Annotated in this window: 18 protein-coding genes; 4 read left to right on the plus strand and 14 right to left on the minus strand. The window is 57.5% G+C overall.

Annotation, left to right across the window (positions count from 1 at the left end; all coding sequences use genetic code 11):
* Positions 1-20: 20 nt before the first annotated feature.
* The 4 genes from BM060_RS28150 (at position 21) to BM060_RS28165 (ending at position 7,161) form a co-directional block, all read left to right on the plus strand.
* Complete coding sequence (locus BM060_RS28150; RefSeq protein ID WP_074985221.1) at positions 21-1,124, plus strand: efflux RND transporter periplasmic adaptor subunit; 1,104 nt, start codon at positions 21-23, stop codon at positions 1,122-1,124.
* A gap of 6 nt (positions 1,125-1,130) precedes the next feature.
* The gene (locus tag BM060_RS28155; protein ID WP_074985223.1) at positions 1,131-4,202 is read left to right on the plus strand and encodes an efflux RND transporter permease subunit; all 3,072 of its coding nucleotides are present in this window, start codon (positions 1,131-1,133) and stop codon (positions 4,200-4,202) included.
* Between the two features lie 1,185 nt (positions 4,203-5,387).
* Positions 5,388-5,987: a TetR/AcrR family transcriptional regulator gene (locus tag BM060_RS28160; protein ID WP_074985225.1), complete on the plus strand. Its 600-nt coding sequence runs from the start codon at positions 5,388-5,390 to the stop codon at positions 5,985-5,987.
* Between the two features lie 16 nt (positions 5,988-6,003).
* Positions 6,004-7,161, plus strand: coding sequence for an aromatic ring-hydroxylating oxygenase subunit alpha (locus tag BM060_RS28165; protein WP_074985227.1), 1,158 nt, complete (start codon positions 6,004-6,006; stop codon positions 7,159-7,161).
* A gap of 346 nt (positions 7,162-7,507) precedes the next feature.
* On the opposite strand, the gene BM060_RS28170 is transcribed toward BM060_RS28165, so the two are convergent.
* The 14 genes from BM060_RS28170 to asnB form a co-directional block, all read right to left on the minus strand.
* Positions 7,508-8,185 (minus strand): DUF4197 domain-containing protein, encoded by a 678-nt coding sequence (locus tag BM060_RS28170; protein WP_074985229.1) that lies wholly within the window; start codon positions 8,183-8,185, stop codon positions 7,508-7,510.
* Between the two features lie 116 nt (positions 8,186-8,301).
* Positions 8,302-8,706, minus strand: coding sequence for a YbaY family lipoprotein (locus BM060_RS28175; RefSeq protein WP_074985230.1), 405 nt, complete (start codon positions 8,704-8,706; stop codon positions 8,302-8,304).
* Between the two features lie 131 nt (positions 8,707-8,837).
* The gene (locus tag BM060_RS28180; protein WP_074985232.1) at positions 8,838-10,934 is read right to left on the minus strand and encodes a YjbH domain-containing protein; all 2,097 of its coding nucleotides are present in this window, start codon (positions 10,932-10,934) and stop codon (positions 8,838-8,840) included.
* Positions 10,931-11,698 (minus strand): capsule biosynthesis GfcC family protein, encoded by a 768-nt coding sequence (locus BM060_RS28185; RefSeq protein WP_074985234.1) that lies wholly within the window; start codon positions 11,696-11,698, stop codon positions 10,931-10,933. Before BM060_RS28185 ends, BM060_RS28180 begins: the two co-directional genes overlap by 4 nt.
* Entirely contained in the window at positions 11,695-12,354 is a 660-nt protein-coding gene (locus tag BM060_RS28190) for a YjbF family lipoprotein (RefSeq protein WP_074985236.1), read from the minus strand. Before BM060_RS28190 ends, BM060_RS28185 begins: the two co-directional genes overlap by 4 nt.
* 24 nt (positions 12,355-12,378) lie before the next feature.
* Positions 12,379-13,485: a polysaccharide export protein gene (locus BM060_RS28195; RefSeq protein ID WP_074985238.1), complete on the minus strand. Its 1,107-nt coding sequence runs from the start codon at positions 13,483-13,485 to the stop codon at positions 12,379-12,381.
* A gap of 139 nt (positions 13,486-13,624) precedes the next feature.
* Positions 13,625-13,897, minus strand: a complete 273-nt coding sequence (locus BM060_RS28200; protein WP_074985241.1) for a hypothetical protein — start codon at positions 13,895-13,897, stop codon at positions 13,625-13,627.
* Positions 13,898-14,078: 181 nt separating this feature from the next.
* Positions 14,079-15,494 (minus strand): undecaprenyl-phosphate glucose phosphotransferase, encoded by a 1,416-nt coding sequence (locus tag BM060_RS28205; protein ID WP_074985243.1) that lies wholly within the window; start codon positions 15,492-15,494, stop codon positions 14,079-14,081.
* A gap of 57 nt (positions 15,495-15,551) precedes the next feature.
* Positions 15,552-16,364 (minus strand): glycosyltransferase family 2 protein, encoded by an 813-nt coding sequence (locus tag BM060_RS28210; protein ID WP_167858373.1) that lies wholly within the window; start codon positions 16,362-16,364, stop codon positions 15,552-15,554.
* Positions 16,351-17,391, minus strand: coding sequence for a glycosyltransferase family 4 protein (locus BM060_RS32205; protein ID WP_159458825.1), 1,041 nt, complete (start codon positions 17,389-17,391; stop codon positions 16,351-16,353). Before BM060_RS32205 ends, BM060_RS28210 begins: the two co-directional genes overlap by 14 nt.
* A complete protein-coding gene (locus BM060_RS32210; protein WP_135499817.1) occupies positions 17,369-18,691 on the minus strand; it encodes an O-antigen ligase family protein in 1,323 nt (440 codons plus the stop codon). Before BM060_RS32210 ends, BM060_RS32205 begins: the two co-directional genes overlap by 23 nt.
* The gene (locus BM060_RS28225) at positions 18,660-19,754 is read right to left on the minus strand and encodes a CDP-glycerol glycerophosphotransferase family protein (protein WP_083426861.1); all 1,095 of its coding nucleotides are present in this window, start codon (positions 19,752-19,754) and stop codon (positions 18,660-18,662) included. Before BM060_RS28225 ends, BM060_RS32210 begins: the two co-directional genes overlap by 32 nt.
* Positions 19,741-21,015 (minus strand): oligosaccharide flippase family protein, encoded by a 1,275-nt coding sequence (locus BM060_RS28230; protein WP_074985255.1) that lies wholly within the window; start codon positions 21,013-21,015, stop codon positions 19,741-19,743. Before BM060_RS28230 ends, BM060_RS28225 begins: the two co-directional genes overlap by 14 nt.
* Positions 21,016-21,025: 10 nt before the next feature.
* The gene (gene asnB, locus BM060_RS28235; RefSeq protein WP_074985258.1) at positions 21,026-22,924 is read right to left on the minus strand and encodes an asparagine synthase (glutamine-hydrolyzing); all 1,899 of its coding nucleotides are present in this window, start codon (positions 22,922-22,924) and stop codon (positions 21,026-21,028) included.
* Position 22,925: the final 1 nt, after the last annotated feature.

Below are 22,925 nucleotides of genomic sequence, written 5' to 3' on the forward strand. Positions count from 1 at the left end.
TTTGCGAAAGGTCATACATCATGTTCCGCCATGCCTTGTCCGTCGCTGTCCCTCTCGCCTTCTCCCTGACCCTAGCCGCCTGCGGCAACGGCGAACCGGCCAAGCCGGCACTGCGCCCGGCCATGGTCGTGCAGCCGCAGCTGGCGCGTTCGGTCACCGAGGCCTATCCGGGCGAGGTGCGCGCCCGCCACGAGCCGGAGCTGGCGTTCCGCATCGGCGGCAAGGTGGCCAAGCGCCTGGTGGAGACCGGCGAGCGCGTGCGCCGCGACCAGCCGCTGGCCGAGCTCGACCCCGAGGACGTGCGCCTGCAGCTGGAGGCCAACCGCGCCCAGGTCGCCGCCGCCGAGGCCAACCTGCAGACCGTGCGTTCGGAATATCAGCGCTACAAGGTGCTGCTGGAGCGCAAGCTGGTCAGCCAGTCGCAGTTCGACAACATCGAGAACACCTACCGCGCCGGCGAGGCGCGCATGAAGCAGGTGCGCGCCGAGTACGACGTGGCGCGCAACCAGGCCGACTACGCCGTGTTGCGCGCTCCGCAGGACGGGGTGATCTCGTCGCGGCGCGTCGAAGTGGGCCAGGTGGTGGCCGCCGGGCAGACGGTCTTCACCCTGGCCGCCGATGGCGACCGCGAGGTGCTGATCAGCTTCCCCGAACACGCCATCGAGCGCTTCCGCATCGGCGAGGGCGTCAGCGTCGAGCTGTGGTCGCAGCCGGACAAGCGCTTCAGCGGCCACATCCGCGAACTGTCGCCGGCCGCCGATCCGCAGTCGCGCACCTTCGCCGCGCGGGTGGCCTTCGACGATGCCAAGGTGCCGGCCGAGCTGGGCCAGAGCGCCCGGGTGTACATCCACAGCGAGGGCGCCGTGCCCCTGGCCGTGCCGCTGGCGGCGGTGAGCGCCGAGGGCGGCCAGCCGTTCGTCTGGGTGGTCGACCCGAAGGATGCCAGCCTGCACCGCCGGCCGGTGCGCATCGGGCCCTACACCGAGGACCGGGTGCCGGTGCTCGAAGGGCTGCAGCCCGACGACTGGGTGGTCGCCGCGGGCGTCCAGGTATTGCGCGAAGGCCAGCAGGTACGCCCGGTCGACCGCGAGAACCGTTCGGTCAAGCTGCTGGCGAAGGAGTGACGCAGGATGCGCTTCAACCTCTCCGCCTGGGCCCTGCAGAACCGACCGATCGTACTTTTCCTGATGCTGCTGCTGGGCATCGCCGGGGCGCTGTCCTACACCAAGCTCGGCCAGAGCGAGGACCCGCCCTTCACCTTCAAGGCCATGGTGGTGAAGACCAACTGGCCCGGCGCCACCGCCGAGGAGGTTTCGCGCCAAGTCACCGAGCGCATCGAGAAGAAGCTGATGGAGACCGGCGACTACGACCGCATCGTCTCCTTCTCGCGGCCGGGCGAGTCGCAGGTGACCTTCGTCGCCCGCGAGGACTTCAAGTCCAGGGACATCCCCGAGCTGTGGTACCAGATCCGCAAGAAGGTCAGCGACATCCGCTACACCCTGCCGCAGGGCATCCAGGGGCCGTTCTTCAACGATGAGTTCGGCACCACCTTTGGCAACATCTACGCGCTGTCCGGCAAGGGCTTCGACTACGCGGTGCTGAAAGACTACGCCGACCGCATCCAACTGCAGCTGCAGCGCATCAAGGACGTCGGCAAGGTCGAGCTGGTCGGCCTGCAGGACGAGAAGATCTGGATCGACCTGTCGAACACCAAGCTGGCCACCCTCGGCCTGCCCCTGGCGGCGGTGCAGAAGGCCCTGGAGGAGCAGAACGCGGTGAGCGCCACCGGTTTCTTCGAGACCGCCAGCGACCGCGTGCAGCTGCGGGTTTCCGGGCGCTTCGATTCGGTGGAGGACATCCGCCAGTTCCCCATCCGCGTGGGCGACCGCACCTTCCGCATCGGCGACGTGGCCGAGGTGCACCGCGGCTTCAACGACCCGCCGGCGCCGCGCATGCGCTTCATGGGCGAGGACGCCATCGGCATCGCCGTGGCGATGAAGGACGGCGGCGACATCCTGGTGCTGGGCAAGGCGCTGGAAAACGAGTTCCACCGCCTGCAGCAGAACCTGCCGGCGGGCATGGAGCTGCGCAAGGTGTCGGACCAGCCGGCCGCCGTGCGTGAAGGTGTGGGCGAGTTCGTCCGGGTGCTGGCCGAGGCGCTGGTCATCGTGCTGCTGGTGAGCTTCTTCTCCCTGGGCCTGCGCACCGGCCTGGTGGTGGCGCTGTCGATCCCGCTGGTGCTGGCGATGACCTTCGTCTGCATGCGCTACTTCGATATCGGCCTGCACAAGATTTCCCTCGGCGCGCTGGTGCTGGCGCTGGGCTTGCTGGTGGACGACGCGATCATCGCCGTGGAGATGATGGCGGTGAAGATGGAGCAGGGCTACGACCGCCTCAAGGCGGCCAGCTTCGCCTGGACCAGCACCGCCTTCCCGATGCTCACCGGCACCCTGGTGACCGCCGCCGGCTTCCTGCCGATCGCCACCGCGCAGTCGGGCACCGGCGAATACACCCGCTCGCTGTTCCAGGTGGTGACCATCGCGCTGCTGGTGTCCTGGGTGGCCGCGGTGATGTTCGTGCCCTACCTGGGCGCCAAGCTGCTGCCGGATCTGGCCAAGCGCCATGCGGAAAAGCACGGCGGCAGCGACAAGGGCCACGACCCTTACTCGACGGGCTTCTACCAGCACTTCCGGCGCCTGGTGGAGTGGTGCGTGCGCCACAACAAGACGGTGATCGTCCTGACCCTGCTGGCCTTCGTCGGCTCCATCGCCGCCTTCCGCCTGATACCGCAGCAGTTCTTCCCGCCGTCGGTGCGCCTGGAGCTGCTGGTGGACCTGAAGCTGGCCGAGGGCGACTCGCTGGCCGCCACCGCCGAGCAGGTCAAGCGCCTGGAGAAGCTGCTCGCCGAGCATCCCGGCATCGAGAACTACGTGGCCTACGTCGGCACCGGCTCGCCGCGCTTCTACCTGCCGCTGGACCAGCAGCTGCCGGCGGCGAGCTTCGCCCAGTTCGTGGTGCTGGCCAAGGACCTGAAGGGCCGCGAGGAGGTGCGCCAGTGGCTGATCCAGCGCATGGCCGAGGACTTCCCCACGGTGCGCAGCCGCATCAGCCGCCTGGAGAACGGTCCGCCGGTGGGCTACCCGGTGCAGTTCCGGGTGTCCGGCGAGCACATTCCGGAAGTCCGCGCGCTGGCGCGCAAGGTCGCGGAGAAGATGCGCGAGAATCCCCACGTGGTGAACGTGCACCTGGACTGGGAGGAGCCGAGCAAGGCGATCTTCCTCAACGTCGACCAGGACCGCGCCCGCGCCCTGGGCGTGAGCACCCGGGACATCTCGCAGTTCCTGCAGAGTTCGCTGACCGGCTCCACCGTCAGCTACTACCGCGAGGACAACGAGCTGATCGAGATCCTCCTGCGCGGCGACGCCCGCGAGCGCCAGGACCTGTCGCAGCTGCCGAGCCTGGCCATCCCCACCAACAACGGCCGCAGCGTGGCGCTGTCGCAGGTGGCGACCCTGGAGTACGGCTTCGAGGAAGGCATCATCTGGCGGCGCAACCGCCTGCCGACGGTGACCGTGCGCGCGGACATCTACGACGACTCGCTGCCGGCCACCCTGGTCAAGCAGATTTCCCCGACCCTCGATCCGATCCGCGCCGAGTTGCCGGACGGCTACCTGCTGGACGTGGGCGGCACGGTGGAGGATTCGGCCAAGGGGCAGAACTCGGTGAACGCCGGCATGCCGCTGTTCCTGGTGGTGGTGATGACGCTGCTGATGATCCAGCTGCGCAGCTTCTCGCGCATGGCCATGGTGTTCCTCACCGCGCCACTCGGGCTGATCGGCGTGACCCTGTTCCTGCTGGTGTTCCAGAAGCCCTTCGGCTTCGTCGCCATGCTCGGCACCATCGCCCTGGCCGGGATGATCATGCGCAACTCGGTGATCCTGGTGGACCAGATCGAGCAGGACATCGCCCACGGCCTGGACCGCCGGCACGCCATCATCGAGGCCACGGTGCGGCGCTTCCGCCCCATCGTGCTGACCGCGCTGGCGGCGGTGCTGGCGATGATCCCGCTGTCGCGCAGCGCGTTCTTCGGGCCCATGGCGGTGGCCATCATGGGCGGCCTGATCGTCGCCACGGCGCTGACGCTGCTGTTCCTGCCGGCGCTCTACGCCGCCTGGTTCAGGGTGAAGCAGGAGCCTGCGTAGGGCGTATGACCGTTCGCGGTCATACGCCGATTGACCTTGGCCCCAGGCTGCTTCGGTATCGACCTCGGAGCACCATGGCGAGGCGCTTCGGGCTCGGCCATGGCGTTGACTGTCGATCGAGGCGTAGCGGCGTATAACCGCGAACGGTTATACGCCCTACGAGCGGGACGTTGCGGCTCAGGGAATCGGTGCCCCCGAATCCCGTTCGCGCACTGCCTGGGCGAAGCCCACCTCCTCGCAACGCGCCTTGAAGCGCACGCCTTCCGGGCTGTGGCCGCGGGCATGCGGTCGTCTATGGCGTTGAGGCGCTCGGGGCGGTTGAGGGTGGGGGGGCGACACGGTACAGCATGCAGGGTTCGCTCATGGCCTAATGCTGTTCACTTAAGAGAGGATGCCGTTTCTCTGGCTGGGGGAAACGGCATTTTTCATATGGAAGGGGCTGTGGCTTCGCTTGCGAATCCTGATTCCTCGCTCCGATCCTCACCCCCCCGTCATTCCCGCGAACGCGGGAACCCAGAGACTTCTTCGGGATTGGGCTTGGTGTAGCGCGCCGCACCGAGTCTGCGGAGATTTTTTGTTTCGCCCCCTCGGGCGAGTCCCTTTTGTCAAACGGTGGAAGGCCACCCCCGCAAAAAGGAACCAAAAAGGCTTGCCCCAACATACGGGCCCGATGGAGCCGGGCTACCCTCGCGAACTCCCCCGCCACGGAGGCCCGCCCCGAGGGTACGTCCCTGTAGCCCGCGGGGCTCTCGCGACATCCATGTCGCATGACCTCCTGAGCGCCGGTTTCGCTCGGCCTTCTGAAGGGGCGTTCCGGTGCGCTCGGCTATTTCTCTGGAAGTCCAAAAGCGAACGCGCTTTTGCTTTTGCTCTTCGTAGGAGCGAGCTTGCTCGCGAACCCTGCAGCCACTGGGTTCCCGCGTTCGCGGGAATGACGAGGGGGAGATAGGCGTTTCAGGATGACTCCAAATTCCCCACCCACTCCGAACAGCCCCCTCTCCCTCCGGGAGAGGGCTGGGGTGAGGGAGCGGAGCCAGGCTGGAGCACCTTCGCTGAACCACCACACATCGCTTAAGTGAACAGCCGCCCATGGCCGGGCTGCTCTTGTGGTAATCGGGGCTTGGCTTGCTGGATGAAATAAGTAAACTGAATTCACTTTTCCTATCCGGCCCCGCGAGTCCCGCCATGCCCGACCTTTCGGCTAAAGCCCTGAAAACCCGAGCCAGCCTGCTGGAGGCTGCGCGCACCGAGCTGCTGGAGTTCGGCGGCGGCCTGGAAGTGGGGCGGGTGGCCGAGCGCGCCGGCGTCTCGGTAGGGCTGATCTACCGCTACTTCGCCTCGCGCGCCGGGCTGCTGGCGGCGGTGGCCGAGGACTTCTACGACCGCTACCAGGCCCAGGTGATGGTCGCCGACCCATTGCCCCAGGCCCAGGACTGGAGCGAGCGCGAGGAGCAGCGGGTGCTGCGGGCGGTGGAGTTCGTCTACGCCGAACCGCTGGCGCCGCTGGTGCTGGTGAGCCTGGCGCGCGAGCCCGAGGTGGCGGCGCTGGAGGCCCGGCGCATCGCCGAGAACATCCGCCAGGGCACCGACAACATCCGCCGCGGCCAGGCCGCTGGGCAGCTCAACGCGCAACTGGACGCGCAACTGGTCGCGGCGATGATCCTCGGCGGCCTGCGCCAGGCCCTGCTGGAAGCCCTGGCGCGCCAGCCCCGGCCGCCGGCCGCGCAACTGGCGCGGCAGCTCTGGCATTTCATCCGCGGCGCGCTGGCGCCCCTGTCGAACTGAGCAGAAGGAGAACCCCATGCAGCACGCAACCCAGGTGGCGTTGTTGAACAAGGTCCTGGCCCTGGCCGAGCGGGGCGCTTCCGATGGCGCAGAACAGCCGTCGTCGTTGCCGGTCTCCGTCTACCTGGACGAGGCGCGCTACCGCCGCGAACGCGACGAGGTGCTGCTGCGCGAGCCGGTGCTGGTGGCGCGTTCCGGCGAGATACCCAAGGGCGATTTCCTCACCCGCGAGCTGATGGTGCCGCTGCTGCTGACCCGCGACGAGCAGGGCCGGCTGCGGGCCTTCCTGAACGTCTGCAAGCACCGCGGCACGCAACTGGTAAGCGAGGCGGCAGGGCGCAACCGCGTGTTCGTCTGCCCCTACCACGCCTGGGCCTACAACCCGGACGGGCAACTGCGCGGCATTCCCCACGGCTACGGTTTCGAAGGCATCGACCGGGCCTGCCTGAACCTCACCGAGCTGCCGGTGGCCGAACGCTTCGGCGCGGTCTGGGTGCGGCTGTCACCGGGGCCGGCGCTGGATCTGGACGGCTTCTTCGGCGAGACGATTTGCGCGGACTTCGACAGCTTCGCCATCGACCACCACGTCCTCTTCGACCCGCGCGACATCCGCCGCCCGGTGAACTGGAAGCTGACGGTGGACACCTTCCTGGAGAACTACCACGTGGCCAAGGCCCACCAGGCCACCATCGACCACCTGTTCTGGCCCAACCTGGGCAGCTTCGAGCGCTTCGGCCGGCACATCCGCAACTACTACGTGAAGCGCAACCTGCGCGAGCTGCAAGGGCAACCGCAAGCGCAATGGGACCTGCGCCGCCACGGCAACCTGCTGTATTTCCTCTGGCCGAACACCCTGGTGCTGGTGGAGCCGGACCACATCGACTTCTCCAGTGTGTTCCCCGACGGCCCGCTGGCGACGCGGGTACTTAGCCACACGCTGCTGCCCGAACAACCGCAGACGGAGAGGGCCCTGCGATATTTCGAGAAGAACAACGAAATCCTCTACGCCGCCCTGGAAGAAGACTTCGCCATGGCCACGCGGGTACAGAACGGCATCCGATCTGGCGCCAGCGAACGCCTGTGGCACGGCACCTACGAAGTGGCGCTGCAGTGGTTCCACCAGAACCTGGACCAGGCTCTGAGCCACCCCGCCGGTACCGCTCTGGACCCGTAGAGCTGTGGCGTCTCAGGCCAACGGCGGATAACCGCGAACGGTTATACGCCCTACGGTCCGGGAGCACCCTGTAGGAGCGAGCTTGCTCGCGAACCCGCCAGTCACTGGGTTATTCCCCTTCGGGCCAGCGCAAGCGCTGTTCGCGATGGAGCCGCGTCCCGCGTTCGCGGGAATGACGAGGTGGGGTGAGGCGTTTCAGGATGACTCAGGATTCTCTCCCGGCTCAGGACAGCCCCCTCTCCCGCTTGCGGGAGAGGGTTGGGGAGAGGGTGCTCTTGAACCCAACACCGCAGCCATCGAGAAACACCCTTCGCGAGCAAGCTCGCTCCTACGAGTTCCGCGTGCCTCAGAGCGCCCCAAAAACCTTCTTCGCCAAACTGGTAGCCGCCCCCGCCGGATTCTCCCGAATCCCCTTCTCCTGCTGGGCGATCACCTTGAACAGCCCATCCAACGCCTGCTCGGTAACGTAGCCCTCGACGTTCGCATCCTTGGCATCGACCACGCCAAAAGCCGCGGCCTGGCTGGCGAAGGCGTTGTACTGCTTGGCCAGGCCGACCTTGTCGGTGGCCTGCTTGACGATCGGCAGGAAGCGCTGGCGCAGTTGCTCGCGGCTGCTGCGCTCCAGGTACTGGGTGGCGGAATCGTCGCCGCCGGCGAGGATGCCCTTGGCGTCCTGCACGGTCATCTTCTTCACCGCACCCACCAGCAGCGCTTGGGCCTGCGGCACGGCGGCCTCGGCAGCCTGGTTCATGCTGGCTTCCAGCTGGTCGACCTGGGCGCCCATGCCGAACTGCTTCATCACCTTGGCGGCCTTGCCCAGCTTGCCCGGCAGCTCAATGCGCACGGCCGGATCGTTAGTGAAGCCGCCGGGCTTGCCCAACTGCTTGACTGCGATCTGCGCGCCTTGGCTCAAGGCATCCTTGAGGCCGCCGCTGGCGTCGGTCTGGCTGAGGTTGGCGAGGGACAGGGCGAAGGCATTGGCGGACAACAGGGCGCCGGCCAGCAGGGCGGTGAAACGCAGCATCGGGATTCCTTGTGGGGCAGGGCGGAACCTTCGCCGAGCGTCTCGGCGAAGGAAGAAGGGGCAAGCTTAGCGAGGCCGGGCCGGCAACGGAACCCGGCCGGAAGAGGAGGGAAGTATCAGCGCACCGCGTCGACGCGGATGCGCAGCGGCTGCGGATCGCTGCCGTCGAGCTTGACGCTGTGGCGCTCGGTGCTGATGAACAGCAGCTTGCCGGCATTCTCGATACGCGCGCTGACCGCATAGCTGTGGCCGGGCTGGACCCGCTGCGGGTCGTAATCGAGCTTGAAGGCCACCGGCACCTGCTGCCCGCCGGGCAGCGTCTGCGAAGCTAGCTCCACGGCCGGCGCATCGGCCAAGGAAACATCCTGCAGGCTCACCGAAACCTGCGCTCCCGGCGGCAACGCAATGCGCTGCAGGTAGAACACCTCGCCACTGAGCGAAGCACTCTGCGAAGGCGAATTCGAAGTGCAGGCGGCGAGCATGCCGGTCATGAACAAGAGGGGGAGGGCGGTGAGCTTCATCGACGGATTCCTTCCGGATAGAACGGGCGTCATCCGACACAGCTTAGGCGCAAAGGTTGTGAGAGGGGTTGTAAGCGGAGGTTTCGCTGATCTGCAGCAAGCAGCCCCGCCGTTGCGGCGGGGCTGGGGGCTTACTCGGTGATCTTGCTGAAGCTGCCGTCGAACATGTCGACGTTGCGTCCGTCGGTGAGGGTATACAGCGAGTAGCTGCGGCCCAGGCGGGCGCCACCGTCACGGGTCAGCGGGGCCCAGGCCAGGTTGGCGCGGCGCATGGTCGAGCTGCTCATGATCTCGTCGAAGGGGATCGACACGTAGATGCCTTTGTCGAAGCTACCTTCGCCGTACTCTTCCTTGGAGGCGGTGGTGAGCGTCACCCAGCCACCGAAGCGCACGCCGTTGCTGAACTCGCGCGACAGGTCGATGGTGGTGCCCCAGTCGCGGGCCAGGTAGCGGCCCACGCTGACCGCGGCCAGCACGTCCTGGAAGTCGGTCTTCAGGTAGCCGGTGACGTGGCCGGTGAGCACCTTGTAGTCGCGCAGGCCGAAGTCCTGCTCGAAATCGCGCTGGCGTACGTAGTTGAGGTCGCCACCGATGGCCCAGCGCTCGCCCAGCGGGCGATACAGCAGCTCGCCACCGACGCCGGCGAACATCGACTCCAGGTAGCCGCCGTAGACCATGCCGTACATGTCCTCGTCCAGGCGCTTGACCTTGTTCAACTGGAAGGTCGGCATGGTCACGTCCGAGGTGGTCCAGTACTCGCGCAGGTAGGTGCGCACGCGCGGCAGGTTGGACGGCGCGTCGTACTTGAACTTGTCGAAGTTGTTCAGCAGGTTGGCGCTGAGCGAGCCGCTCCACCAGGTGTCCGGGGTGAAGCGGTATTCGCCGTTCAGGTCCGCGGTGAACTGGTAGAGCAGGAAGCCGTCGGGGCCGCCGACGTTCTGTTTGTAGCCCAGGCCGAGGCCGTAGCTGAACGGATCCGGCTTCTGTGTGTAAAGCACTTTCTCCTGGTGCGGCAGCGGCCAGTTGCTTTCGGTGCCACGGCGCAGGTCGTCCAGCGGGCGGTCGTTGTTCACCACTTCGCGGAAGGTCTCACGCGGTACGCTGGTCTCGGTGACCGGCATGTCGTAGCGCTTGTCCACCACGGTGAAGTACTTGATGTCGTCGTCCACGCTGTTGTCGAGGATGCGCGCCGCGCGCCCTACCGCCTTGGGCGGGTAGAGGTAGCGGGTCTGCTCGCCGTAGACGACGATTTCCTTGTCGCGCTGGGTGATGCGCTCGACCTTGTAGCCGGCGTTGTTCTGCAGGCGCCTGGATACGTTCGCCCAGTCCACCTGGTCCGGATGCAGGTCCGGCGCCTTGGCCGGCAGCGGTTCGGCCGGCGGGTCGAAGGTCTTGGCCGGCGCGGAGCGGGAAGCGAAGTTGGTGTGCAGGGTGATGCCGAACATGGCGGTGTTGCCACGCTCCCAGCCGGCGGTCAGGTCTACCGAGTCGCTGGCTTTGAAGACGAAGCCGAGGTTGATCGGGGAGCTTTGGTCCTGGTTGTTACTCAGCGGTTCGCGCTTGTAGTCGTTGCCGTCGTATTCCAGCTTGAGCGCCAGGCGATCCCAAGGGGTTTGCCAGAGTACGCCGCCGAAGATGCCGGGAGAACCGCGGAAATAGTTACTGGCGTCGAAGGAACCAGCATTGGCTACATCGCTGGTGGGGATTGGACGGTCGTCGTACTTGTCGTCTACCCAGCCCAGCGGGTTGCTGAAATCACCACGGTTACCGAGGTACCCCCAGGCAATGCCCAGGCTGACGTCGAAGTTCCCGAATCGCTTGTTGCCGACGAAGTATTCGCTGGAGAACAGGCCGGTACCGCCGATGTCCAGTGCGCCTACCGCGAGTTCCGGTGTCCAGCGGCTTTCCTGGAGCAGGCGGAATTTGGCGTCTACCGCCTTGTCCTTGTAGCTCTGGTCGCCACTGAAGTCTTCGGCGCCGTAACGACGGTTGCTGACGGACGTGTAGCGGAACGATGTTTCCAGCCAGTCGAATGGCTGCAGGGCAAAGCTGTAGCGCGAATAGGGATCGACACGGTTGGCGGTGACTGCGACGTCCCCTGCCGGCGCCATGCGCGCCGTGGGCGTCTGCATCAACCCCATGATGCCGAAGTCGTTTCTCGTGTCGCGGGGTTCGGCATGGGCCATGGCCCAGGGCAGCAGCAGGCAGAGGGAATAGCGGAGCTTCATTGCGCCACCTCGGACAACGGTTGGGTGGCGATGAATTGGGCCATTTCTTCATTCAGCTGCGGGACGGGGCTATCCGGCCCGGCCGACTTGATCGGTACCAGGATGGTCGCACCCGGCGCAGCGGGCTGGCCTTCCTGGAGGTTCCACAGGGCGATGCCGAGGCGAGTGACCTGGCCGTCCGGCTGGATCAGATAGACATAGTCGGGATCGGCTTCCGGCAGCGACGGGCACGCAGCGGAATAGTCGCGTGCCTGCTGCATCGGCACGTGGGTGAAGTAGCAGTCGGCCGCCACGGCACCCAGCACACGTACCGCACTCGGCCGGGCCGGGAAAATGAAAATGTCGCCAGGCGACACCAGGCTGTTCTGCGCCGGGGTGACTTCAACCTCGACAGGGTCCAGCAGGTGCAGGCGTCGGCCACTGACCGGCAGGCTGGCCACCTGGTCATAGAGGCGCTTGGCGAGGGTGGAAAGCGTGGGCTGATCGTCCAACAGGGCTTTCTGTTGCAGCATGGACAGATCGAACAGGATGCCGGCCTTCAGGCGTTTCTGCTCCGGCACAAGCTTCGATTGCAACCACGCGGCGCCCAGCCAATAGCTCTCGGCATCGACCTGGGCGGCACGGAAGACGTCGCCAAGGCGAGTAGTCGCGGTAATGGCCACGGGACCGGACCTGGCAGCGTCGCCGCGAACTTCGACAGAATCGCCGGCCATGGCCGGGCCGGCCAGCAGCAGTGCGGCCAGGGCGAGAAGGCGAATGCTCATTTGCCTGCCCCCCGATACGGACGCAACTGGGTGATCGCAACCTGCAGGTCGGGCGTGACCTGTTGCAGGCTCTGCATCACGAAGCCGTCCTTGGGGTCGACCCAGTATTTGTTCGTGGCGCTGAAGCCCAGCAGGGGAGCGCGGATGTCTTCATCGACGCGCAACAGGTCGTAGTCGCGCTCGAGGATGCTCACGCGCTCCAGGCCGACCTTGTGGAAACTGCTCTGCACCGGAATCCCCAGGCGATAGCCGCTCGCCAGATCGATCCAGCGCTCACTGCGCTGCCCATCCGCCAGCTTGTGCAGGCCGGCGTGGAACGGCGAGTCGGCACCCAGGTGCGTGCCGGCGAGGTTGTCGCCGAAGCCGGTTGTGCGCACCACCAGGCCATCCCGCATCATCAGCACCTGGTGGGTAGAGGCGAGCCAGAACTGCAGATTGCCCTGCTGGCGCACCAGCGCCATCACGGCTTCGCCGCCTTGAGTCTGCAGCTTGATCTGGTAATAGGGCACCGCATCCACCTGGGCCTGGGTCAGCTCAAGCGGCTTCGGGCCCTGGGTGGCGGCGCGCAGGGTATCCCACGACGCCTGCATCAGAGGGTTGCAGGCGGATAGCGACAAGGCCGCCCCAGCCAGGGCGGCGAATTGGAGGAGTTTCACGTCGGTCGACCTGAGCTCGGTGGGTTATTCGTCGTTCAGGTCGTTCTTGATGTTGGCACCAGTACCCAGAATGGTGGTGGACGGTACCAACTGGCTGATGAAGCGGTTCCAGCGGGTGACGCCAGCAGGACCGACATAGACCACGTCCTGCGGTTCCAGGTTGAAGCGCTGGGCGAGGATGAAGGCTGTGGGCGATTGTGCGTCCAGTTGGAAGACTTTGGCAGGTTCGCGCTCCAGGTCTTCAACGCCGCGAATCACGTAGACGGCCTTGCCGTTGGAACTGGCCTGGTTCAGGCCACCGACGCTGCCCAGGGCATCGGCCAGGTTCAGGTACTTGGTCTTGTAGGTGATGGCGCGCGGGCTGTTCACCTCGCCCATCAGGTAGACCTTCTTGCGGTCGTTGTAGGGCAGGTAGATCTGGTCGCCATCCTTCAGGTAGACGCTGTAGAGCTGGCTCTGCTGCTGGTCGTTGAGTGCGTCCAGGTTGAGCTTGTACTCGCGGCCATCGCGCTTGAGGACCATGTTGGAGAGGTCGGCGGAGCCGGTGTTCACACCTGCGGTGCTGACCGCCTCCATCAGGCTGAGCGGGGTAGCGGTAATGGCCTGCGGGCCGGCTTTGCCGAAGGCGCCGCTGAGGATCACCTTCTGGCTGGAGAAGCGCATGATCGCCAGGTCGACTTGCGGGCTTTCCACATACTGGGCCAGGCGGCTGGAGATCTCCGAGCGCACCTCCTCGATGGTCCGACCTGCGACCTTGACGGTGCCGATATAGGGGTAGAACAGGGTGCCGTCAGGGCGAACCAGGCGACCGTTGGCATCGATCTGCTGTTGCTGGCCGGAGGGAGCAGTCAGTTCGGGGTGGTCCCAGACGGTGATGTAGAGAACATCGGTCGGCCCGATGCGGTAGTCCTGCGGATGGTAGGCCAGCAACTCGGCCGGCACCTGGCTCCCAGTCTCCGTCGCGGCGTTCACCGCCAGCAGCTTGGGGGTGATCTGTACCAGCTCGACGCGGCTGCTCTCGGCGGAGTCATCGCGAACGATGCGGCTGGTATCCATATTCTGGCCAGGGGCGAACATGCAGCCCTGGAGCGAAAGAGCGGCGACAACGACAACGGATAAAGAGCGGATCATGGGAAGGAACTACGCAGCAAGCCGATACGGCAACGCCCGGGAGACCGGAAGCCGTGAACGGAGTTGATAGGAAACGGAATGAAGTGAACCCTACCGCCGCGATGACGCGGCGGCAGGGTTCAGCGGCTACAGACTGATATCAGTTAGTGCCGGTGGTACCAGTGGTACCAGTGGTACCGGTAGTACCCGGAGTGCCGTCATGGCCACCGCCGCCACCGCTATTGGAAGCAGCGACGCCAGCTGCCACTACGGCAGCACCGATACCAATGGCGCCACCTACGGTGACACCGCCGGCAACCGGGGTGGACAGGGTCAGCGGTTCGGAAGAAGCCGGCGCGTCGGCCGGTGCTTCTGCCGCCAGCAGCGACGTGCTCAGGGTCGCCAGGGCGGCGAACGTCAGCAGTTTTTTCACGTTAAGACTCCTTGTGGGGTCGTTCCTTCAGAAAGAAGGAAGGTTAAGGCTGGCACGAGGCCAGTGCAAGCAGAAAAGCCCCGCAGCCATTGCAGACATTGAATCCAGCCAAGCCTTCGGCTTGCCAGGATCCGCGGTTTGGTTAATGGCGAGTTCCGGAGCTCTTCAGCCTTCTGTTCTCTCAATAGGCGTTCTTGTGGATGAATCCCTTAAACACTGTGAGAAAAACGATTTTCAGGTCCCACCAAAGGGACCAGTTGTGGATGTAGGCAAGGTCGTGTTCGACGCGCTTCTGCATCTTGTCCAACGTATCCGTCTCCCCACGCCAGCCATTGATCTGCGCCCAGCCGGTGATTCCCGGCTTGACCTTGTGGCGCAGCATGTAGCTGCTGATCTGGCCGCGGTATTGCTCGTTGTGCGCCACGGCATGCGGACGCGGACCGACAATGGACATATCGCCCAGTAGCACATTAATGAACTGCGGTAGTTCGTCGAGAGAGGTTCGACGAATGAATGCACCCACGGATGTGATGCGGTCATCGCCACGCGTGGCCTGTACTACATCTTCGCCATTCTCCATTACCCGCATGCTGCGGAACTTCCACACCTCGATGGGGCGGCCGTCGATGCCGTAACGCTTCTGGCGGAAGAACACCGGACCTGGGGAGCTGAGCTTCACCGTGACCGAAATAAGCAGCATGGGGATAGCAATCAGGCAGAGGATCATCGCCGACAGGATGATGTCTTCCAAGCGCTTGATTACTGAGTTCGCCCCCGTCATGGGGCTATCAAAAATGCTGATGGTGGGCACGCCATTGATGTTCTGACTGCGGGCGTGCAAGAGTTCGAAAACGAATACATCTGGCACTATGTAAACCGACGCGGTGGTATCGCTGAGCTGTTCCACCAGCCATTTGATTCGCGCTTCACTACGCATGGGAAGTGTGATGTAGACGCGGTCGATTTCGCCAGCACGCGCCTGTTCGACCAGCTTTTCCAGATCACCCGAGATAGGCAATCTAACTTTACTTTTGCCTAGGCGAACCGGATCGCGGTGCTTGTCATCGAAGAATCCGAGCAAGTCCAGACCCATCCAGGGGGCACCAGCAATATTCGCAGCAAGCCGCTGACCGAGTGGGCCTGCGCCGGCTATGGCGACCGAGCGTGTGTTGAATCCTTTACGACGGAGCGCGTTGAGGGTCGTGCGTAGGAAGATCCGATAGCCGCATAAGCTAATCAATACGAGGCTGAACCATTGCAGCAGTGCGACGTCCTCAAGGAATGGCATGTTGACAAAAAAATAATCGCTGAGAAACACGCCGACAAAACTGATGGCCCAGATACCACCAACCTTGCGTACTTCCTCACGAATGCGCTCACCGCGCCAAGACGCATACAACTGGCCGAAATCGCCCAGCAGGTAGAACACCACTAGGGCGAGCAGACTGGCGATCACATGTTCCTGATCGAAGTCTCCGCCGTGCCAGAACACAACGACTGCCATGCTGGCGAGGATCACCAGCAAGTCGAGCAATCGCTGCAGAACGGAAATACTGGCTTGATGAGGACGTAATATTCCCCTGTCCATTCTGTTCATTTTAATGCCTGCTAAATGTTGCCAATAGGAGGATTTTTGTTAAGTTTGGAAACTTTATTAGTTGGCCCTGGATAATTTTCTGGTGACTTTTAAATAAGTGGAGTTCCACTTGATGGCGAATTTCAATCCGCTGCACAGATTCCAGTAGTTGAATTTTGAGAGAAATTTGGTTGAGCTTTTTTCTTGTAGTGCATGGTAGAAGCCGGGGATATCGATTCCTATGACCCTCATTCCAGATGCATGAGCTTTCATGCAAATGTCAGAGTCTTCGCAGTACAGGCGATAGCGCTCGTCTAGAGGTGGGGTACTCGTAAGATTCTTTGATATGAAAAGTAGCGCGCCGAGCGCCCACTCGATATCAAAAGTTTTTTCTTGAAATTCTTTTGTGAAGTGGTTTTTGGTACTAGCCCGCCTACCGGGGAGCCGGTTTTTTATAAATTCTTTGAGGGAAGGGAATTTACGCCAGGAAACTTGGGGGTACCCATTAGGATAGTATAGTGCTGGGGCGGCAATTCCTAGGTTCTCTATTCTTAAAATTCGCTCTATGAATGTTAAGAAGGCTGCTTTTTCAAAGTGACAATCAGGATTTATTAATATCAAGTTTCGATTATGAAGAGAGAATGCGCGAACCAAGTCGTTGTTGTTTTTTGAAAAGCCTTCAAGAATATCTTTCTTGATTAGATGGAAACTGCTATCTCCAGAAATTTCCGCTTCAAGTTTCTCAGCGGTGCCATCGGTAGAGGCTGCATCACAGATATACTTGCCAACGTTGGGGATTTTCCGGCAGGAATCTATCAGGCTCTTGATGTAGTCCACATGATTGTGGGTAACTATAAGAATGGCATAGGAGTTTTGGTCAAAGTCTTTCAAGTGCATTATCGATCTCGGAGAAAAAAATGTCCTTGTAGAATTCTCTACTTTTTTCAGCAGATGCTCGCATCATTCGCTCGAGCCTCGATGATGACGATATAACTGTATCAAGCTTTTCAGCTAGATCATTTTCGTCACTGACGATGTAACCATTGACCCCATTTTTTATGAAGTAATGAGAGGCAGGGGTTTTGAGCGAAAATATAGGGAGTGCGTAGCTTAGTGCCTCCAGATTCACAAGCCCAAACGTTTCTGGTAGTTTGCTGGTGAAGAGAAAAGCTGAGCTGTTCCTATAAAGATAATCTTTGGCTTCTTCATTGGCCTCTCCGAAAAACTCGACGTCTTTAGCGTATTCTGGAGATGAAAGGCATAATTTATGGAGAAGGCTTCTGTAATCGTGGTCTAGTGTTTTTCCAGCTATGATGAGCCCGATGTCTGGGTGTCTCTTCTTGAGAGTGAAAAAAGCTTTTATAGCTATCTCGGCACCTTTTCCTTTCATAAGGTTGGAAAGAAAAAGTAATTTCTTTTGTGGGCGACTCAAACGATGGCTTATAAGCGACTGGATGGATATTTGAGATGCTTTGTCGGGATCGATGATTCGATTGGGTATGAGATGTATGTTCTGTTTAAGTATCGATGTTGCACTCTGAAGTCTGCAAGATTGTTCTGGGTTTAAACAAATAGCATGACTTTTTGAGAATATAAAGCTGTCGAGCAAGGTGTACTTCTTTTCTTCTTCGAACTCAGCATGGAAGTGGAATATTATTTTCTTGGAACCGATTAGTCGAAGTACTAAATTTATAAAGTAGTCGCGAGTTCTGGCGAATCCCGTAGGTGTAAAGGAGTAGTAGATGAAATCTGGTTTTTTAATGATAGTGCATGTAATTATCTTATAGGTGTGAAGTGCGGATTCTAATATTTTCTTTACGCTAAATTTCCCGGAGCTTCCAGTTTCGTTGTAGGCTGAGGCGATATCTATAAAAAGGTGATTGTCATTGTAATGATCAAGGATCAGTTTGGATATCACCTTTGCTCCATTTAATGGCCCGCGGATGTGTACTACGAAGAGTCCTTTTCTTTTCATGGCTGCTTGCTATTGCGTAGGAGGTGACAATTATCGAGACCAGAAATATGAAACGAGTGGAGAGGATCTCGGTGGTAAATGACATAATAGAAATGAATAGAGGAGCTACCAGTGCGTATTGCGCTCTTCCCTTTAGGGTTCTAATTGCATCGGTTGCCCTGAAAAGGATTAGGCAATAGAGAATTAGACCCTGGATTCCAAAGTTTGCAAGAATGGTCAGGTATTGAGAGTCTGAATCAACAAAGCCTTTGTGGTCACTTGTATTGGCCATTGATATAAAAGCCGCGCCATGCCCAAGAGGGTTTTCTTCAATTTTTTCGAGGATCTCACTATATTTGAGCATCCGCGCCTTGAGTGTTCCGAGGCTCAAACGCTCTTGGAGGATGTAGTTGTTTGAGCTGATAGTGCCGATGTTTAATGAGTTTATAGTCGTGATGAAAAGTGCCATCGCTCCAAGCGTTCCAGCCAAGCAAAGCTTTAGAAGTATTTTCTGGCGAATACGCTTTGCGATGTAGATTAATAATAGCGAGATTAAGAAGGCTATAACTGGAGTGCTCTTCAAGGGAATGACGGAAAGAGCGAGGCACATTGGGATCACTAGGGTATTATAACGAGTCTTCTTGAATGGCCGAATTATCAATGTGAGTGCTGTGAAGAGGTAGTAGGTGCTCAGATATCCTGGATCTTCGAAGGACGCAAAGGGGCGAAATACCCTGGAGTTTTCATCGCTGCCAATATAGAGCGAAGACCAACTATCATTAGCCCAACTTTGCTCGAAGGGAAGAATTCCATAGGTAAAGTGTAGTGCTGTATGGATTGTTACAATCGGCAGGGCGATTAACATTGCTGTTCGCAAGGGGGTTATTATGTCGAGGCCTTTTTTGGTCAGATGAGCCAGGATCGGTAATGCCAGAAGCAAGTAGTATGTATGGAAGAAGCTTAATGCGGACTTTTCATCAGCTCCATTTGAGATTGTTACTATTAACAAGTTGAGCATGAAGAAATAATATGGAGTAGTGACGCTCCCTAGGTACGGAAGAGTAAACTTCTTCTGGGCGAGAGTAATAAAAAATAATAGCGTACAGATCGTCGGAAATAGCGCCAAATAGGCATAATAAAGTGAGTCTCTTCCAGCCTCCGAGAATATAAGCCTTTTGATTAGGCCGAAAAATATCTGGTCTAGCAGTATGAGAACCAATATTACATTTATTTTAGATCTTGATGATCTCTTTGAGTTGTTCAATTTCTAGCGGCTTGTTTGGTTTGTGATCGAATGGCGTGCTGGGCCGACTTAAAAGCTCTAGGACGCTAAGGTTGAATATCTCCTGAGCGTTGCTAAACAGACTCTCAGGAAGTACGTCCTCAGGTGTGACGTATAGGCTATTACTAGCACTGTATGCGTAAAAATCATCCCAGAGAAGAAGGTTTGGCTTTCCTGTGAGCGCGAAGTCAAAGGTGATGGATGAGTAGTCTGAAATTAAAATTGATGCAGAGGCGAAGAGCTTGTCCAAATCAGCCTCCAGAGTAACATCTATTACACGACTGTAATTTTCTGGGCTTATTAGTTTTTTGCCCTTAGATGGGTGCGCTCGATAGAGTAGTGTTGAGTTATTTTCTTGTAGCCAGCTTTCAAGTTCTGGTGAACTCAGAAGTGTTGGAAAATAGTCATAGTCACGAAATGTCGGTGCGTAAAGAATTATATGGCCAAGATCTTTTTCTTTTTTTGGTGCTTGTATGTATGGCGTTCTAGGGAAATTATGGATGACTCTATCGATAGGTATTCGCCAAGCTGTGGAAATGATTTCCAGATGCTTCTTGTCATAAGAAAAAACATAGTCCCATTCGGAGTATGGAAGGGAGATGTTATTAGATAGCTTAAAATTTATCCATTGCTGTTCTATTTTGCTATCGAAGCCGATGGTTTTTAATGGCCTACCATGCCAGAGGTTGATCTTGATGCACCATGGCGGTGGAATGGGGGTTATATCTGTCGAGTCATGTGAAAAAATTAGACAGCGAGAATTGAAGATTATCTTGAACCATTTTAATGAGTATTTCTTTATCGAGTTTTCATGGCTTGGTACGTTGCTATCTACTTGGTTTGAGGTGGAGTAACTCCAGTATGTTATTTTGCTAAGCTCTGGATCTTTGATGAAGTCTTCGAATAGGTATCGCGGATAACCTATGTATCGATTGAACCCAGAGCCTACCACAATGTACTTTTGCTTCGAAAAGGGTTGAAGTAGCCATAGTGCTTTTATAGCAAGGCCTCTGAGGGTGTGAAGAATCTTTTTAGAGTTGCTCATAAGGTGATTTGAGTTTTAATGGACTTCTTTTGTAGAGTAAGACAAGAAAAATAAGCCGCATTAGCATAACCGCGCTCTCTGTAATCAGTATTGCTATGGCTATATTGAAGGCTGTTATGTCTGCAAGAATGTATAGAATTGAAATGTTGATTAAGTGTAGGCCTGCGCCAAACATGACTGTTTTGTTTGCGATATCTGTTCTGTTTAGTGCAGAGAATGCGGAGTACCCAAAGCTTACACCGAGGTAGTTGATTGTTGTGGTGGCTAGGAAAACGCCAAGCGTGGGGGTTATGGAGTTGTAGTTTTCGCCGAAAACGAGATTTACTATCTCTGGCGAAAATAACCAAAAAAATAGACATCCAAGACCAAGTATAATCGCGGTGATTGAGACTACTTTTATGAAGAGCCCCCAGTTTTGGTATTTAGCCATATAGGGAAATAATGCGCTGTTAATTGGTGAGGTTGCATTCTGCGCCGCCTTGTAGATTTGTTCGCACACATTGAATTGTGCAGCTTGTATAGGGCTTTGCAAGCCAATTATCAGGGTGCTGGCCGCTGTGTAAGTAGAAACCGCCAGGCGGGACCAAAAGTACTGTGTGCTTTCTTTTATCTCGCTGATAACTTCGCTCAAGGGGACGGTTCTTATCTTGAACCCTGATTTGTACATTAAGTAGAGCGATGCAATCAATCCAAGGAAGTTTGCAAGTCCCCAAAGATAGATAATCAGTGTTGCATCTCCAGGCCCTCTGACAATAGAAATCACCAATCCAGCATATACGAATTTTGTGAGAACATTGTAGATGGTTATATTCTTCATTTTTTCCAAGCCCTGGAATAACCAAGTGGGCTGGAATGACTGAGCAATGACTGAAATAATGCCGGCAAAGAAAAGAGATTCTATATTATTAAATTTATGGAATAGTGCTGGGGTTGCTATGAGAGTTAGGCAGGCTATTGATGTAAGTGCGAGTTTTGCAAAGAATATTCGGCTAATTTTTCTTTCTATATATCTATGGTTATCTCTGTTTAGAGAAATTGCATGAGTCGCCGAAATAGAAAAACCATAGTCGGTAAAAATGAAGCACAGCTGTATGGCGGATAGAGCTATTGCCACTTCGCCGAACGTCGATACTCCAAGGGCCCTGGTCAAGAAAGGAATAAGTAATAGAGGGATGATATAGTTACTAGCCTGATTAATTGTCAGCGCAAAGGCGTTCTTAGATACGCTGTGCCTCAGTAACGATGAGAGCTTGGGGAGCACAAGTTTATACTCAGAGTTTTTTTACGAAGAGCTCTAGGTTGATCAGCATCCAAAGTCTCATGGCGAGGGAGTGATTATTCTCGAGATCACCATGATCAAGAAGACTGGTTACCGCTTCCTTTCGCAGCAAACCGGCACTGATCAGGGAACCGTTCTGGAGGAGGCTTCGGGCATAACTATTGAACTTGCCGCCAAACCATCGACTCAGTGGTACTGGGAAGCCCATCTTCTTGCGGTACAGTATTCTATTGCTCAGATTTGACTCCTGAGACTTTTTTAGGATGTATTTGGGCGTGTCCAATATTTCGGAAATTGCTTCACTCACCAAGTCGTGACCTTCACTAGAGCAAGCCTTCCAACTTAACTTGTACTGTGGTGGGATGCTGAATGCGAACTCTACTAAGCGGTGGTCAACGAAAGGTACTCGGGCTTCTACACCGGCCCCCATTGTGGTGCTGTCCACTCGCTGCAGTAGTCCAGGAAGATGCAGTTTTTCAAATGCATACATCATTTTGTTTAGATATGATGTTCCGTAAGGAGTTTGGCGGAATACGCTGGAAAATACATCGCGTAATCTATCCTCAAGGCTTGTTAAGTCAAAGGCTGGGCCGAGTAAAGACTCCTTTTGACGAGTTGATGTGTACTGGTACAGATATATGAAGTGATCAAGCTCATTCGTGAACTTAGAGTTTTGATATTTTTTGTTTAGCGCAGCAGTTAATGCTGATGAGGATCTTCCTGCATCTCGTCTTTGCAGTTTCTCATACTCATCAGCTGCTCTGAATATTCGACCATATCCACCGAATATCTCGTCAGCTCCCTCACCTGAGAGGACGACGGTAATGTGCTTTTTGAGTTCTTTTGACATGAGATAAAGAGGGACCTCATTAGGGACGCCAAGGGGGGCATCTTTCAGATCAATGAGGTCTTCCATCGTCTCAATATAATCATCACCAGATAGAATGATTTCGTGGTGGTTCGTTCCGTATCTTTCTGCTACTTCTTGGGCAAAACTGAACTCATTATAGCCGGCTTCAGTGAATCCAATCGTGAAAGTCTGGATCGGAGTTCTGCTGTTTTTAGCCATTTCAGCTACTACCGCACTGGAGTCAACTCCCCCGGATAGATACGCGCCAACAGGAACATCCGCTATCATCCGATATCGGACCGATGATTCGAATATTTCTCGAATTTTTTCTAGATAATATTCTTCGCCTCTGTCTTCGCGTTGTTTTTCAATCTGATCAGAGAAGTCCCAGTATTTTTGGGGGCGAAGCTGACGGTCCGTAGATACTTTCAGGTAGTGTCCAGGAGGGAGTTGGAAAATACCATCATAGAAGGTGTCGTTTGCTATCGGGTATCGATACGAAAGATAAGAATTTATTGCTGAAAGATTTAAATCATATTTCTTGTTGTTTATTGATTTAATAGATTTGATTTCTGAGGAAAATATAAGATTCCCATATTGCTCAGAGTAGTAAAGTGGCTTAACTCCAAGGCGATCGCGGGCGATAAATAAACTGCCGTCACGTTTGTCTAGTATGACGAAAGCGAACATTCCTATGAAATGCTCTAGGCAGCGCTCTCCCCAGAAGTGATAAGAATTGATTAGTACTTCGGTATCGCTTTCGGTTTTGAAATAATACCCGGCTTTTTCTAGGGAGTTTCTTATCTCTTTGTAATTGTAAATTTCTCCGTTGAACACACAAGTCAACAGTCCCATTCCCGCGGTCATGGGTTGTTTAGACGCTCTATTTAGGTCAATGATACTTAGCCGTCGATGGCCGAGATGAATATTTCCATCCTTGGTGTAACCGTAATCATCCGGCCCACGATGGCTTTGCAAGTTTAATGCACGAAGAAAGTCGGCATCTTCGATGCGGCCTATCGCGGCCAGAATTCCACACATT

Source organism: Pseudomonas citronellolis, from assembly GCF_900112375.1.
GTDB classification, from domain to species: domain Bacteria; phylum Pseudomonadota; class Gammaproteobacteria; order Pseudomonadales; family Pseudomonadaceae; genus Pseudomonas; species Pseudomonas citronellolis.

Coding starts and splice junctions, on each gene's coding strand:
- BM060_RS28170 (WP_074985229.1), bottom strand. CDS start 8,185: ATGCTGCGTTTCACCGCCCTGCTGGCCGGCGCCCTGTTGTCCGCCAAT.
- BM060_RS28185 (WP_074985234.1), bottom strand. CDS start 11,698: ATGAGCATTCGCCTTCTCGCCCTGGCCGCACTGCTGCTGGCCGGCCCG.
- BM060_RS28175 (WP_074985230.1), bottom strand. CDS start 8,706: ATGAAGCTCACCGCCCTCCCCCTCTTGTTCATGACCGGCATGCTCGCC.
- asnB (WP_074985258.1), bottom strand. CDS start 22,924: ATGTGTGGAATTCTGGCCGCGATAGGCCGCATCGAAGATGCCGACTTT.
- BM060_RS28150 (WP_074985221.1), top strand. CDS start 21: ATGTTCCGCCATGCCTTGTCCGTCGCTGTCCCTCTCGCCTTCTCCCTG.
- BM060_RS28155 (WP_074985223.1), top strand. CDS start 1,131: ATGCGCTTCAACCTCTCCGCCTGGGCCCTGCAGAACCGACCGATCGTA.
- BM060_RS28225 (WP_083426861.1), bottom strand. CDS start 19,754: ATGAGCAACTCTAAAAAGATTCTTCACACCCTCAGAGGCCTTGCTATA.
- BM060_RS28180 (WP_074985232.1), bottom strand. CDS start 10,934: ATGAAGCTCCGCTATTCCCTCTGCCTGCTGCTGCCCTGGGCCATGGCC.
- BM060_RS28160 (WP_074985225.1), top strand. CDS start 5,388: ATGCCCGACCTTTCGGCTAAAGCCCTGAAAACCCGAGCCAGCCTGCTG.
- BM060_RS28165 (WP_074985227.1), top strand. CDS start 6,004: ATGCAGCACGCAACCCAGGTGGCGTTGTTGAACAAGGTCCTGGCCCTG.
- BM060_RS28195 (WP_074985238.1), bottom strand. CDS start 13,485: ATGATCCGCTCTTTATCCGTTGTCGTTGTCGCCGCTCTTTCGCTCCAG.
- BM060_RS28205 (WP_074985243.1), bottom strand. CDS start 15,494: ATGAACAGAATGGACAGGGGAATATTACGTCCTCATCAAGCCAGTATT.